Origin of the sequence: Rhizobium oryzicola (genome assembly GCF_030504645.1) — a bacterium.
Classification (GTDB): Bacteria; Pseudomonadota; Alphaproteobacteria; order Rhizobiales; family Rhizobiaceae; genus Neorhizobium; species Neorhizobium oryzicola.
In genome coordinates this window covers 32847-46721 of sequence record NZ_JAUKWQ010000012.1, presented here as the reverse complement: position 1 = coordinate 46721, position 13875 = coordinate 32847, and the positions used below count along the sequence as shown (strand labels likewise).

The window sequence follows — 13875 nt, the reverse complement described above, 5'->3', positions numbered from 1 at the left end:
TTGTGTAGGACTCGCTGATCGACATCCTGTGCACATCAAGCCGCCTTCCCGACAGGTATTGCCCCCATGAACCTTCGTCCCAGCCAGTTGCCGGTTCTGCGTCAGATCTCCGTGCGCGCCGCCATGGACATCCTGCTGCATGAGGGGCCAACATCACGGGCAACGCTCGCGAAGAAGACCGGGCTTTCCAAGCAGACCATGTCGGAAGTCATTCGGGCGCTGGAAGAATCCGGCTGGGTGCGTGCCAAGGGAATCATCAGCGGCAAGGTGGGGCGCAGCGCCATCACCTACGAGGTGGCCGATGATGCAGGCTATGCCGTCGGTATCGATCTTGGCGCCACGACCATCCGCATCGCCGTCGTTTCGATCTCCGGCCGGATCGTCCATGAAAGCGAGCACCCGACCGGCGGGCGCGTGGCGAACGACCTCATCGAGCACATGCATGATCTCGTCGAAACCAGCCTGAAGGAAAACGGTCTGCCTTTCGAAAAGATCTTGCTCGGCTCCGTCGCGACGCCTGGCGTCATAGATCCCATAACCGGGACACTGTCGCTGGCACAAAACATAGGCGAAACCGGTAGCTTGGATGTGGTGACACGCCTCAGTGAAGCACTGGGATGCGAGGTGGTGGTCGAGAATGACGTCAATGCCGCAGCCATCGGCGAATCCTGGAAGGGACGCAGCGCGGGTCTGGAAACGGCCGCTTTCATTTCTCTCGGCACCGGTGTCGGTCTCGGTCTGCTGATCAACGGCAAACTGGCCAAGGGTGCCAAGGGTGCGGCAGGTGAAATTGCCTATCTTCCCTTCGGCTCCGATCCCTACAGCGCGGACAGCCTGGAGCGCGGTGCACTGGAAACCGCGATCGGCGCTCAGGGTATCGTCTCGCGATACCGCACCGCGGGTGGATCAGCCCCGGATGTGCGCAGCATTCTGCAGGAAGCCGAGGCCGGTCAGGAGCCGGCCGCTTCCGTCATCCGCGAGACAGCACGGCTGGCAAGCCTGCTGATCGTCTCCGTCGATGCCATGATCGATCCTGAAAAGATCGTACTGGGCGGCAATGTGGGCCGGCACCCGCTGATTCTCAAACTCGTGGGCGAGGAAGTGCCACGCCTGACACGCCGGACCATCAGCATCGAGCCCAGCCTGCTTGGCTCGCGGGCAACCCTGATCGGCTCGGTGGCCGTCGCGCTCAACCAGTTGCACAACGCACTGTTTTCGCCGCAGGATCTTCCCAGCGAAATGCGTCTGCCGCAGGCGGCAACACAGGGCGTATAATTTCAATTTCTCAGGGTGTAAGCCCGGCACAGCGGGCGGTGTTGCGGATATGGGTTTCCATTTCCTCGCGCGCCTTGGCGCCATCACCTTGCTTCAAGGCTGCTATGATCCGCCGATGTTCCGAAATTGAGGCCTGCATGCGCTCCGGGTCCGTGATCGGAATCGGCTGACGCTGCGTCTCCGTCACCTGATCGCGTACCGTCTGGTAGAGCGACCGCAGCATCGCATTGGCGCAGGCCGAAACGATAACGCCGTGAAACTCAAGGTCCGCCTCGACATTGGCGAGAAGATCCTGCGCCGCCCAGCATTCCTCCATGGTGCGGGTGGCAGTCTCCATGCGGTCCAGTTGCAACTGCGTGAGGCGACCAGCAGCAAGCCGCGCAATCTCGCCCTCCAGCAGAATACGCGTCTGGAACACATCGAAAACGGAATAGCTGTCGGAGTAGCGCCAGGGCGCCATGTTGGCCGCCTGCCCTCCGCCACTCGCCACAAATGTGCCGCGACCCGCTTCGGTCTTCAACAGGCCGAGCGTTTCAAGCGTCAGCAGTGCCTCACGCAATGACGCGCGGCTGATGCCGAACTTCTGGGAAAATTCGCGCTGCGACGGAATTTTGTCCCCCGGCTTCAAAGCGCCGGACTGGATCATGGTCTGGATCTCCCGCGCCACGCTTTGCGGGAGAAGGGTCTTGTTGAGCATCAATCCTGTTCCGCCTTTCGAATGCAAAACCTAATCTATTTTTAGCGGACCATCTTGCAAAGCGGAAAGAGCCGTGCTGTTTTTGGCCTGACTGGTCTGACCAGTTAGACCAATGTAGATGACGTCATGCCACAAAAACAAGGGGAACCTTCATGACACGTGCATTCAGCATCAAGGCAATTCTTTTCTCCGGCGCGTTTGCGCTTCTTGCGGGCCAAGCGGCGCAGGCAGCAGACCTGACAGTGGGCGCCAATATCGGTAATGTGCCCTGGGAGTTCCAGGACGCCAGCGGCAAGACCGTCGGCTTCGAGGTGGACCTCGTCAACGAAGTGGCCAAGCGCCTTGGCAAAACGGTCGAGTTCGTCAACACCCCGTTTGCCGGCCTGTTTCCGGCGGTCCAGTCCGGCCGCATCAACATGGCTGTCTCCTCGATCACCATTACCGAAAAGCGCCTAGCGTCCGTCTCCTTCGCCCAGCCTTATTATGACAGCGACCAGTCTCTGACCGCCACAGCGAAGTCCGGCATCAAGGGCCTGAAGGATATGTCCGGCAAGGTCGTCGGCGTCGACACCGGCTCCACCGGCGACATGTGGGCCGACGCTCACAAGGGCGAATACAAGTTCGGAGAGATCCGCAAGTTCGAGGGCCTGTCGCCGGCCATGCTCGACCTCGTGGCTGGCCGTATCGACGGTTACATCAGCGATATCCCGGCGCTGCTCTACTACGTCAAGGACAAGCCGGAACTGAAGGTCGTGGAACGCATCCCAACGGGCGAGACCTATTCGATCATGTTCAACAAGGGCGACCCGCTGGCAAGCCAGGTGAACGACGTGATTACCACGCTGAAGAAGGAAGGCTATATCGCCAAGCTGCATGAAACCTGGTTTGGCGCCAAGGCCGAGGACACCACGTCCACGGTCAAGGTGATGGACATGCCGAAGGCCAAGTAACACGGCTCGCATCCGGCGAAGGATAACACCTTCGCCGGACTGCCAAAGGGAGCCGGACCGGCATGAACCTTCTCAATACCTTCTTCAACCTGCGTGTTCTGTGGGAGAGCCTGCCGCAGCTGCTATGGGGTCTCATCACCACGATCGAGATCGGCATCGTCAGCATCATAGCGGGGCTAATCGGCGGTCTGGTGCTGGCCGTCGCCAGGCTTTACGCACCGGCACCGGGCAAGCTCCTCATCCGCATCTATGTCGATATCTTCCGCTCGATCCCGCTGCTGGTGCTGCTGATCGTCGTGTATTACGCCCTGCCCTTCGTCGGCATTCGCCTGTCACCCTTCGCCTCGACGGTCACAGCACTGGGGCTTGTGTCTGCCGCCTATACGGCGGAAATCTTTCGTGCGGGCATTGAGGCCGTGCCGCATGGCCAGTTCGAAGCCGCGGCGGCCCTTGGCTTTTCCAACCGGCACACGATGAGCGATATCATCCTGCCGCAGGCAATCCGCATCGTCATTCCGCCGCTGACCAACAACTGTATCAACGTGCTGAAGGATACAGCACTTGCTTCGGTCGTTGCCATGCCCGACCTTCTGAAGCAGGCCACGCAGGCGCAGGCGCTTGCGGCAAACCCGACGCCGCTGATCGGCGCGGCCCTCATCTATGTCATCCTGCTCTGGCCGATGGTGGCTGTGGTCGGGCGGCTGGAAAAGCATCTGAGCAAGGGGAGACGCTGATGGGCACCCTCATTTCCATTCGCGACCTTCGCAAATCCTACGGCACCTTCGCAGTGCTGCACGGCATCGATCTCGATATCGCCGAGGGCGAAGTCGTCTGCGTGATCGGCCCGTCCGGCTCGGGCAAGTCGACGCTCATCCGCTGCATCAACCATCTGGAAGGCTTCAGCGCAGAGAGCGCGATTACCGTCGACGGCATCAAGGTTCAGCCCGGCGCCGCACTGGCGCGTGTTCGGGCGGAAGTCGGCATGGTCTTCCAGTCCTTCAACCTGTTTCCGCATATGACCGTTCTGCGCAACGTCATGCTGGCACCGATCCGGGTGCGCAACGCCGCACCTGCCGAGGCAGAAGCAAAGGCCCGTGATCTGCTCGCCCGCGTTGGCATAGCCGAGCAGGCGGAGAAATATCCCGGCCAACTCTCGGGCGGACAGCAGCAGCGCGTCGCCATTGCCCGTGCGCTTGCCATGGAGCCGAAGGTGCTGCTGTTCGATGAGCCGACCTCGGCACTCGACCCGGAAATGGTGGGCGAAGTGCTGGATGTCATGAAAAAACTTGCCGGCACCGGCGTCACCATGGTGGTCGTCACCCATGAAATGGGATTTGCGCGGCAGGTGGCGGATCGCGTCATTTTCATGGATGGCGGCCGGATCGTCGAAAGCGGCACCCCGGCCGATATCTTCGATACCCCTCGACATGAACGCACGCGCAGTTTTCTGCGCGCCGTCCTCAACCATTGAAACAAGCATAACCCTGGAGGAACCGAGGGATGGCAGGCACTGCATCACTTGATCTCGAATTTGTCCGCAGCCAGTTTCCGGCGCTGCAACACGGCTGGACCTTTTTCGACAATGCCGGCGGCTCGCAGATCCTGAAGGGCGCGGTGGAGCGCATCAACACCTTTCTCATCGAGAAGAATGTACAGATCGGCGGCTCCTATGCGGTCTCGCAGGCGGCTGCCGCAGCACTCTACGAAGCGCGCACCGCCGCCATGCATCTCGTCAATGCCAGCCGTCCGGAAGAGATCGTCTTCGGCAATTCCACCACGCAGCTGTTGCAGAATCTGGCGCGCGCCATGCAGAGCCAGCTTGCCGCCGGCGACGAGATCATCGTGACGATCAGCGACCACGAATCCAATATCGGCCCCTGGGATCGCCTGCAGGAGCGCGGTGTGGTCCTGAAGTTCTGGCCGCTCAACAAGGACAGCATGTCTCTCGAACTGGCGGATCTTGAGCCGCTGATGACGGAGCGCACGAAGCTCATCTGCGTCACCCATGTCTCCAACATTCTGGGCTCCATCAATCCGGTGCGCGAGATTGCTGATTATGTGCACGCCAAGGGTGCCCGGATCTGCGTGGACGCGGTCGCCTATGCGCCGCACCGGGCCGTCGACGTGCAGGCCTTTGACGTCGATTACTACGTCTTCAGCCTCTACAAGACCTATGGCCCGCATTACGCCCTGATGTATGGAAAGCACGAACTGCTGCTGGAGCTCGACACCCTCTACCACTACTTCTACGGCAAGGACAAAGTGCCGGGGAAGCTGGAGCCTGGCAATCCGAACTACGAGCTCGCCTATTCGACCTGCGGCATTGTCGATTACCTGGCGGAGCTGGGCAGTCGCGCTGGCGAAACCGGCAGCGTCCGCGCACGCATCGAAGCCGGTTTCCAAGCCATCACCGCGCAGGAAAATGCACTGACCGAACGGCTGCTGACCTATCTGCGCTCCCGCAATGACTGCCGCATTATCGGCCACTCCACCAATCGCGACGGCAGACGTGTACCCACCATTGCCTTCCGGTTCGACGGACGTGAGGCGGGCGAAATCTGCAAGGCGATGGACAAGGAAAACATCGCCATCCGCTTCGGCGATTTCCACTCCCGCCGCCTCGCCGAATACCTTGACCAGACCGATCACGGCGGCATGCTGCGGGTCTCGATGGTGCATTACAACACGATCGAGGAAGTGGACCGCATGACGGCGGCGCTGGATCGCATCCTCGCAACCGATGTCGGTTTCGCCAAGGCAAGCTGAGCAAGGAAGGGAAAAGGCCGATGCATTTCGATACCATCATCCGCAACGGCACCGTGGTGACCGCCAGCGACACGTTCAAGAGCGATGTCGGCATCCTCAACGGGCGGATTGCGGCGCTGGCCGACGGACTGGCATCGGCCAATGAGATCATCGATGCGACCGGGCTTTACGTGATGCCCGGCGGCATCGACAGCCATGTGCATCTCGACCAGCCGTCCGGCGACGGCATCGTGATGGCCGATGATTTCGACACAGGTACGCGCTCGGCTGCCATCGGCGGCAACTCGACGGTGCTTGCCTTCTGCATGCAGGAGAAGGGCCAAAGCCTGCGCGAGGCGCTGAAGATCTATCACGAGAAGGCTGCGGGCAAATGCCATGTGGATGTCGCCTTCCATCTCGTGATCACCGACCCGACGCCGGAAGTTCTGGGACAGGAGCTGCCGGCGCTGGTGGAAGACGGGTATACGTCGCTCAAAGTCTTCATGACCTATGAGGGCCTGCGCCTGCGGGACGACCAGATCCTTGCGACGCTCGACACGGCGCGGCGCACCGGTGCGCTGGTCATGGTGCATTGCGAGAACGAGGATGCGATCCGCTATCTGATCGGTCGCCATGAGGAGGAAGGTAAGTTCGCGCCGAAATATCACGCAACGACGAGGCCGGTGGCGGCGGAGCGCGAAGCAACGCATCGGGCGCTGTCGCTTGCTGAGATCGTCGACGTGCCTGTTGTCATCGTTCACGTGTCCAATCGCGAGGCGATGGAGGAAATCCGCCGTGCCCGCCAGCGGGGCCAGAAGATTGCCGGCGAAACCTGCCCGCAATATCTGATGCTGACGGCGGACGATCTCGACCAGACCGAGCTGGAAGGCGCCAAATATGTCTGCTCGCCGCCGCCGCGCGACAAGGCTAGCCAAGAGGCCTGCTGGGAGGGACTGGAACAAGGTGTGTTCGACCTCTTCTCCTCCGACCATTGCCCCTTCCGCTACGATGATGCCGAAGGCAAGCTGAACGAGAAGGGTAAGCGCCACTTCCGCTGGATCCCGAACGGCATTCCGGGTGTGGCGACCCGCCTGCCGATCCTGTTTTCGGAAGGCGTGATGAAGGGCCGCATCAGCCTGAACCAGTTCGTGGCTGTCACCTCCACCAACCATGCCAAGCTCTATGGGCTCTATCCCCGCAAGGGCACGATTGCTGTCGGTGCCGATGCTGATATCGCACTCTGGGATCCGGCGCGCCGCGTGACGCTGACCAATGACCTGCTTCAGCATGGCGCGGATTACACGCCCTATGAGGGTCTCGACGTGCAGGGCTGGCCGGTGCGCCTGTTGATCCGCGGCGAGAGCATCGTTTCGGGTGATGGCCTTTTGAAGCAGGCTGCGGGCCAATATCTGCCCCGCTCTCGCTCGCATCTGACGACGCGGCAGCAAGCCTGATCAACATTTTTTGTCAACTCGACGAAACAGGCGGGTGACGCGCATCATCCGCCCGTTTTGCGTTTCAGACGACTTTATCCCCAGCGACGAGCCCTCCGGTTTTGCGCCGCGCGCGGGCGTTCCGCTCCAAATCCCTTTTTTTCCGGCTTCTAAGCAATAGTCGCGTGGGCTGCCGTTGCGCGGCGCAAAACCGAAATCGCTTGACACTCCCTCAATTCGTTGTTTCATTCGTCAGGTAAACGAACGAATTAAAAGGCGCCGAAATCGGCAAGGCGAGAAGCATGAAATCATGCGCCTAGCCGAGCTGTCGGCCAGATTGCTGATGCGATTGGAGGAGCCAGCAACAGACCTTTTTCATGCGGCCAGCCACTCGGCTGGCAAGCGAACGAATTTCGAGCTGCAATTACGGGTCAATAGGGGAACCACATGCAGAACAAGCTCATGAAAGTCGCATTCCTGTCCACCTTGCTGTCGATGACATCGCTGTCGATGGCCTTTGCCTTCAATGAATCGCCGATGCTGAAGGCGCTCGTGGATGCGGGCAAACTGCCGCCGGTCGATCAGCGCCTGCCGAAGAAGCCGGCGGTGATCCCCGTTTATGGCGAAATCGGCACCTATGGCGGCACGCTGCGCCGCGCCTATAGCGGCATTGGTGACCGCATGGGCTCCACCAAACTCGTTGAAGAGCGCGCAATCAAGCTGCAGCAGTCTCTCGACGGCAAGGTGGATCTGGTCAACCGTTTCGTGGAAAGCTGGTCGGCCAATGCTGACTCCACCGAATTCACCTTCTCGCTGCTCGACGGCATGAAGTGGTCCGACGGTCAGCCGGTCACCACTGACGATGTGAAGTTCTGGTACGAAGATATCTTCCTGAACTCGGAACTCAGCCCGGCCCCTCCCGGCTTCCTGTTCTCCGGCGGCAAACCGTTCAAACTTGATGTGGTCGACAAGCGCACCTTCAAGGTCAAGTTCGAGCAGCCCTACGCACTCTTCCCCTATGTTCTCGCGGTACAGTCCACCGGCTGGCCGGGCCTCGACAAGCCGAGCTTCATCCAGCCGGCCCATTACCTGAAGAAGTTCCTGCCGAAATACACCAAGCCCGAAGAACTGGACGCCATCGTCAAGGCCAAGGGTGTTGCCAACTGGCGCGGCCTCTGGGATCTCAAGGGTCCGATCCAGGCCTGGTGGCTGAACCCGGACCTGCCTGTAGTCACCGCCTACAAGGTCGTGACCCCGCCGCCGGCCAGCACCATCGTCTTCGAGCGCAACCCCTACTACTGGGCAACCGACAAGGCCGGCAACCAGCTGCCCTATATCGACCGGATCGAAGGCAAGCTGTTCCAGGATCACCAGGCGCTCAACCTGATGGTCGTCCAGGGCCAGATCGACTTCCAGTCCCGCTTCCTCGAAGCACGCGACTATCCGCTGCTGAAGGAAAACGAGAAGGCCGGCAACTACACGGTTCATCCGTGGAAGAGCGGCGAAAACCTTGCCATGTTCGTCAACATCGAATCCAAGGATCCGGTGAAGGCGAAGCTCTTCAACGATGTCCGCTTCCGTGAGGCTCTGAGCGTCGCCATCGATCGCGAAGCGATCAACGAGACGGTCTTCTCCGGCCTTGCCACGCCGCGTTCGGCTTCCCCCGCAAAGGGTTCGCCCTATTACGATGCCGACTTCGAGAAGAAGTGGACCGGCTTCGACATCAATCGCGCGAATGCGCTGCTTGACCAGTTAGGTCTCAAGAAGGGTGCCGATGGCTTCCGGACCGGACCGGACGGCAAGCGTCTGAGCCTCGTTCTTGAAACGGTTGAGCCAAACTTCCCGCCGGAAATGGCGGAACTGGTTCGCCAGGGCTGGCAGCAGGCGGGCATCGAAGGCCTCGTGCGCACCGTCGACGAGAACGCCAACCTCTCGCATCTGAAGAACAGCGAGTTCGACGTCAGCATGGGCTATGCAGACCGCCTGCTGATGCCGCAGGCCGATCCGACCCTGCTGCTCGGTCGTGAGTCCTATGCGAATGGCTACTTCGAATGGTTCAACTCGGACGGCAAGTCGCCGTCTGGCGTGGAACCGCCGGCAGATCATCCGATCCGCAAGCTGTTTGCCGCCTGGAAGGGTGCGTCCTCGGCCAAGACGATCGATGAAGCCAACAAGAAGATGAACGAGCTGATTGGCGTGATGAAGGACAATGTCTGGATGATCGGCCTCGTTGGCGAGTCCGTCACCCCCTTCGTCGTCTCCAACAAGATCGGCAACTTCCCCGATGTCATGACGAACGAAGAAGCGCTGCGCAACGAAGGCAACGCCATTCCGGCACAGCTCTACTTCAAGAAGTAAGGGGCTTCCTCCCAAGCCGGCCGCGCGGACCTGACGCTCATGGTTTGCGCGGCCGGCATCCAAGATGCCTGGCCGGCGTAAGCGACCTAAGACACGATTTCCGGCACATTGCGTGCCTTCGCTTCGTCGCGCAAAGGGATGGTGTAAGGCCACTGTTAACGTGCCCGACCTGCCTTCCCCAACACTCCTCGAGTAAGACCGATGATCTCTTACATCCTGAACCGGATTGCCTGGGCGGTGCCTATGTTGTTCCTGGTCTCCGTGGCCTCCTTCGCGGTCATCCAGTTGCCGCCCGGTGACTTCGCCTCCGCCATGGTGGCCGAGATGCGTACCCAAGGCGACGTGGTGCCGGAAGGCACGGAAGAACGCATTCGCCACGAATATGGTCTCGACCGGCCGATCTACGAACAATATGTCAGCTGGATGGGCAAGATCGTCCTGCATGGCGATTTCGGCACATCGCTCGGCTTCAACCAGCCGGTCTCGAACCTGATCTGGGACCGCTTGTTCCTGACGGTGTCCATTTCGCTGGCCTCCCTGATCCTGACCTGGGTGATTGCCATCCCGATCGGTGTCTATGCGGCGGCACGGCAATATTCCTTCCTAGATTACTTCTTCACGATCTTCGGTTTCATCGGTCGCGGCTTCCCCGAATTCCTCTCGGCGCTGATCCTGATGTGGTTCGCCTACTCCTGGTTCGGCATGAATGTCGGCGGCCTTTTTTCTCCTGAAATGCAGAACGCACCCTGGAGCCTGGCCAAGGTGATCGACCTTGCCAACCACCTGTGGATTCCGCTTCTGGTGCTGGCGAGCAGCGGTGCGGCGGGACTCATCCGCATCGTGCGTGCCAACATGCTGGACGAGTTGAACAAGCCCTATGTGGAAACGGCACTTTCCCAGGGCCTGACGGAATGGAGCGTGATCTGGCGCTACCCGGTGCGCGTGGCGCTGAACCCGTTCATCTCCACCATCGGCTGGGCCCTGCCCGCACTGATCTCCGGCGACGTGATCACCTCGGTCGTGCTCAACCTGCCAACGACTGGGCCGCTGCTTCTGAAGGCGCTGCAAAGCCAGGACATGTACCTGTCCGGCGCCTTCATCCTGATCTTGGGAGCCTTCACCATCATCGGCACGATCGTCTCGGACATCCTTTTGGCGATCTCCGATCCCCGCATCCGCTACAGGTGACAACATGACCGAGACGACACTGAACGACATGCAGGATGTCGAAACCGGCACCGGACGCGAAGAGCGGGTCTACCAGGCAACGCCTGCGCAATTGATGTGGTGGCGCTTCAAGCGGCACAAGGTGGCCATGCTGTCCGGCATCATCCTGATTGCGGCCTACCTGATCGTGGCGCTGGCGGAATTCGTTGCACCCTATGATGCCTTCGAAGCCAATTCGCGCAGCACGTTGCAGCCGCCGCAGGCGATCCATTTCTTCGATGAACAGGGAAGCTTCCGCGGCCCCTTCGTCTATGGCTTCAAGCGCGGACGCGATCCCGTCACGATGCGGCCGATCTATGTGGCCGACACGACCAAGGTCATTCCCATCAACTTCTTCGTGCGCGGCCAGGCTTACAAGTTCTGGGGCCTGTTCGAAGGCAACCTGCATCTCTACGGCACAACCGGCCCCGACCGCATCAACCTGCTCGGCACCGACACGCTGGGTCGCGACATGGTATCCCGCCTCATCCATGGCGGTCGCATCTCGCTCTCCGTCGGCCTGATCGGCGTTGCTGTCAGCTTCGTGCTCGGCATCACGCTCGGCTCAATTTCCGGCTATTTCGGCGGCATCACAGACAATATCGTCCAGCGCGGCATGGAGTTCCTGCGCTCGATCCCCACCATCCCGCTGTGGATGGGTCTGGCGGCGGCCCTGCCGATCACCTGGGATCCCCTCTTCGTCTACTTCCTGGTGACGCTGCTTCTGTCGCTGATCGGCTGGACCTATGTGGCGAGAACCGTGCGCGGGCGCTTCCTGTCGATCAAGAACGAGGACTTCGTGCTGGCGGCACGTTTCTGCGGCACGTCGGAGGCGAAGATCATCACCCGGCACATGCTGCCCTCGATGACGAGCTACATCATTGCAGCGCTGACCCTTGCCGTGCCGGACATGATCCTCGGCGAAACGGCCCTCAGCTTCCTCGGCCTCGGCCTTCGCCCGCCGGTCGTTTCCTGGGGCGTGCTGCTGCAGGACGCGCAGAACCTGCGCACGATTGCACAGGCGCCCTGGCTGCTGGCGCCGGGTGCTGCCATCGTCATCATCGTGCTCGCCTTCAACTTCCTGGGCGACGGCCTGCGCGACGCAGCCGATCCCTACAGCAAATGAGTTCCGCAATGGCAGGTGAAAACCCGAAGCCGATCATCGAGATCGAAAATCTGAAAGTGCATTTCAAGATGCGCGAAGGGGTGGTGAAGGCTGTCGATGGCGTGAACCTCAGCCTGATGCCCGGCGAAGTGCTGGGCGTGGTCGGCGAAAGCGGTTCCGGCAAGTCCGTCACCGTGCGCACCATCATGCAGCTTCTGCCGAAGATTGCATCGATTGCCGATGGCAAGGTGCTGTTCAACGACAATGGCACCACCACGGACATCGCCAAGCTTGCCAAGAACAGCCGCGACATGCGCGCCCTTCGCGGCGGCAAGATCGGCATGATCTTTCAGGAGCCGATGACGGCGCTGTCGCCGGTTCACACCATCGGACATCAGGTGATGACGCCGATCCTGCTGCATACGGGCTTGAGCAAGCGCGAGGCAGAACAACGCGCCAAGGAAACGCTCGATATGGTGCGCCTGCCCCGCATCGAGGAAATGATGCGCAGCTATCCGCACCAGCTTTCCGGCGGCATGCGCCAGCGCGCCATGATTGCCACTGCGCTGGCCTGTCGCCCGAAGGTGCTGATCGCCGACGAGCCAACGACAGCCCTCGACGTGACGACCGAAGCGCAGATCCTCGATCTCCTGAAGGAGTTGAAGCGCGAGCTTGGCATGTCGATCGTCTTCATCACGCATAATTTCGGCGTGGTGGCTGACATCGCGGATCGCGTCTCGGTCATGTATCTCGGCAATGTCGTGGAAACCGGCACGACGGAAGACATCTTCTACGATCCGCGCCACCCCTATACGCGTGCGCTTCTCAACTCCATTCCACGTCTTGGGGCCGAAAAGCAGCCTCGCCTGAACACGATCCCCGGCATGATCCCGGACCCCTATCGCCTGCCGGCAGGCTGCGTGTTCAATCCGCGCTGTTCCGCCGCCACGGATCAGCTGTGCCGCACCACTTATCCCGGCATCACCCGCATCAATGACCATCGCATGGCCCGCTGCCACCGGGTGGCCGAAGCGGTTGCAACGGAAAGCATCGCCCCATGACAGACACCTCCCTTGCTCCCGACATCCTGATGGATGTCGCCGATCTCCGGAAGCACTTTCCGATCACGTCAGGCTTCTTTGGCCGCCAGACCGGTGCCGTACGCGCCGTCGATGGTGTCAGCTTCCAGCTGCGCAAAGGCGAGACGCTGGGTCTTGTTGGCGAAAGCGGTTCCGGCAAATCCACCGTTGCCCGTCTGATGCTGCGCGCTTTTCCTGTCACCGACGGGCGCATAAGCTTCCGCCGTCGCAATGGCAGCGTGATCGATCTTGCCAAGGCCAGCGGTCCTGAAATGCGTGAGGTCCGGGACGAGGTCCAGATGATCTTTCAGGACCCCTATTCGTCGCTCAACCCGCGCCTGCGGCTGCTCGAAATCATCGGCGAGCCGCTGATCAACAAGGGCATCGCCAAATCGGAAATCGAGGATCGCGTCGGTGAGCTTCTGAAGCTGGTCGGACTTCGCCCGGAATTCATGAGCCGCTATCCGCATGCCTTTTCCGGCGGCCAGCGGCAGCGTATCGGCATTGCCCGCGCACTTGCCGTCAACCCGACCTTCATCGCAGCGGACGAGGCGGTTTCGGCGCTCGACGTGTCTGTCGCGGCGCAGGTGGTCAACCTGCTGCAGGACCTGCAGGATCAGTTCGGCCTGACCTACCTGTTCATCACCCATGACCTGTCGATGGTGGAGCATATCGCCAACCGCATCGGCGTCATGTATCTCGGTCGACTGGTGGAAATTGCCGATACGCGATCGCTGTTCGACAAGCCGCGCCATCCATATACGGAAGCGCTCTTGTCGTCCGTGCCGCAACCGGACCCGCGTGCCAATGCCGCCAAGAAGCGCATCATTCTGAAGGGTGAGATTCCGAATGCCGCCAAGCCGCCGAGCGGCTGTGTCTTCCATCCGCGCTGTCCCTATGCCACGGATCTGTGCAAGCAGGTCGAGCCGGTGCTGGAGGCCCTGCCCTCGGGCAATGCGGTGCGCTGCCACCGCGCGGCGGAACTGGATCTGGCCGGCGTTCGCTGACGGCACCGACTGCATTTGAG

The 13875-nt window shown here is 60.9% G+C and carries 12 protein-coding genes; 11 read left to right on the top strand and 1 reads right to left on the bottom strand.

Annotated elements, in window-relative coordinates:
- The first annotated feature begins 66 nt into the window (after positions 1-66).
- Complete coding sequence (locus tag Q2T52_RS23370) at positions 67-1275, top strand: ROK family transcriptional regulator (RefSeq protein WP_302079330.1); 1209 nt, start codon at positions 67-69, stop codon at positions 1273-1275.
- A gap of 10 nt (positions 1276-1285) precedes the next feature.
- Here Q2T52_RS23370 and Q2T52_RS23365 read toward each other — a convergent pair whose 3' ends face one another.
- Positions 1286-1972, bottom strand: a complete 687-nt coding sequence (locus tag Q2T52_RS23365; protein ID WP_302079329.1) for a FadR/GntR family transcriptional regulator — start codon at positions 1970-1972, stop codon at positions 1286-1288.
- A 152-nt stretch (positions 1973-2124) separates the two neighbouring features.
- Between Q2T52_RS23365 and Q2T52_RS23360 the strand changes: the two genes are divergently transcribed.
- The 10 genes from Q2T52_RS23360 to Q2T52_RS23315 all read left to right on the top strand — a co-directional run bounded on the left by Q2T52_RS23360 (position 2125) and on the right by Q2T52_RS23315 (position 13855).
- A complete protein-coding gene (locus Q2T52_RS23360; RefSeq protein WP_302079328.1) occupies positions 2125-2922 on the top strand; it encodes a transporter substrate-binding domain-containing protein in 798 nt (265 codons plus the stop codon).
- A gap of 62 nt (positions 2923-2984) precedes the next feature.
- Positions 2985-3656, top strand: coding sequence for an amino acid ABC transporter permease (locus Q2T52_RS23355; RefSeq protein WP_302079327.1), 672 nt, complete (start codon positions 2985-2987; stop codon positions 3654-3656).
- Positions 3656-4393: an amino acid ABC transporter ATP-binding protein gene (locus Q2T52_RS23350; protein WP_302079326.1), complete on the top strand. Its 738-nt coding sequence runs from the start codon at positions 3656-3658 to the stop codon at positions 4391-4393. The genes Q2T52_RS23355 and Q2T52_RS23350 overlap by 1 nt, the downstream gene beginning before the upstream one ends.
- 29 nt (positions 4394-4422) lie before the next feature.
- The gene (locus Q2T52_RS23345; RefSeq protein ID WP_302079325.1) at positions 4423-5688 is read left to right on the top strand and encodes a cysteine desulfurase-like protein; all 1266 of its coding nucleotides are present in this window, start codon (positions 4423-4425) and stop codon (positions 5686-5688) included.
- 20 nt (positions 5689-5708) lie between these two features.
- On the top strand, positions 5709-7121 hold the full coding sequence (gene hydA / locus Q2T52_RS23340) for a dihydropyrimidinase (protein ID WP_302079324.1): 1413 nt from the start codon (positions 5709-5711) through the stop codon (positions 7119-7121).
- A 426-nt stretch (positions 7122-7547) separates the two neighbouring features.
- Entirely contained in the window at positions 7548-9458 is a 1911-nt protein-coding gene (locus tag Q2T52_RS23335; protein WP_302079323.1) for an ABC transporter substrate-binding protein, read from the top strand.
- Positions 9459-9659: 201 nt separating this feature from the next.
- The gene (locus Q2T52_RS23330) at positions 9660-10646 is read left to right on the top strand and encodes an ABC transporter permease (RefSeq protein ID WP_302079322.1); all 987 of its coding nucleotides are present in this window, start codon (positions 9660-9662) and stop codon (positions 10644-10646) included.
- Between the two features lie 4 nt (positions 10647-10650).
- Positions 10651-11790 carry an ABC transporter permease gene (locus tag Q2T52_RS23325; protein ID WP_302079321.1) on the top strand — a complete coding sequence of 380 codons (1140 nt, stop codon included), beginning with the start codon at positions 10651-10653 and terminating at the stop codon, positions 11788-11790.
- Positions 11791-11798: 8 nt separating this feature from the next.
- A complete protein-coding gene (locus tag Q2T52_RS23320; protein WP_302079320.1) occupies positions 11799-12830 on the top strand; it encodes an ABC transporter ATP-binding protein in 1032 nt (343 codons plus the stop codon).
- Positions 12827-13855, top strand: a complete 1029-nt coding sequence (locus Q2T52_RS23315) for an ABC transporter ATP-binding protein (protein WP_302079319.1) — start codon at positions 12827-12829, stop codon at positions 13853-13855. Before Q2T52_RS23320 ends, Q2T52_RS23315 begins: the two co-directional genes overlap by 4 nt.
- Positions 13856-13875: the final 20 nt, after the last annotated feature.

Coding starts and splice junctions, on each gene's coding strand:
- Q2T52_RS23345 (WP_302079325.1), top strand. CDS start 4,423: ATGGCAGGCACTGCATCACTTGATCTCGAATTTGTCCGCAGCCAGTTT.
- Q2T52_RS23355 (WP_302079327.1), top strand. CDS start 2,985: ATGAACCTTCTCAATACCTTCTTCAACCTGCGTGTTCTGTGGGAGAGC.
- Q2T52_RS23365 (WP_302079329.1), bottom strand. CDS start 1,972: ATGCTCAACAAGACCCTTCTCCCGCAAAGCGTGGCGCGGGAGATCCAG.
- Q2T52_RS23360 (WP_302079328.1), top strand. CDS start 2,125: ATGACACGTGCATTCAGCATCAAGGCAATTCTTTTCTCCGGCGCGTTT.
- Q2T52_RS23370 (WP_302079330.1), top strand. CDS start 67: ATGAACCTTCGTCCCAGCCAGTTGCCGGTTCTGCGTCAGATCTCCGTG.
- Q2T52_RS23350 (WP_302079326.1), top strand. CDS start 3,656: ATGGGCACCCTCATTTCCATTCGCGACCTTCGCAAATCCTACGGCACC.
- Q2T52_RS23335 (WP_302079323.1), top strand. CDS start 7,548: ATGCAGAACAAGCTCATGAAAGTCGCATTCCTGTCCACCTTGCTGTCG.
- Q2T52_RS23320 (WP_302079320.1), top strand. CDS start 11,799: ATGGCAGGTGAAAACCCGAAGCCGATCATCGAGATCGAAAATCTGAAA.
- Q2T52_RS23325 (WP_302079321.1), top strand. CDS start 10,651: ATGACCGAGACGACACTGAACGACATGCAGGATGTCGAAACCGGCACC.
- Q2T52_RS23330 (WP_302079322.1), top strand. CDS start 9,660: ATGATCTCTTACATCCTGAACCGGATTGCCTGGGCGGTGCCTATGTTG.
- Q2T52_RS23315 (WP_302079319.1), top strand. CDS start 12,827: ATGACAGACACCTCCCTTGCTCCCGACATCCTGATGGATGTCGCCGAT.
- hydA (WP_302079324.1), top strand. CDS start 5,709: ATGCATTTCGATACCATCATCCGCAACGGCACCGTGGTGACCGCCAGC.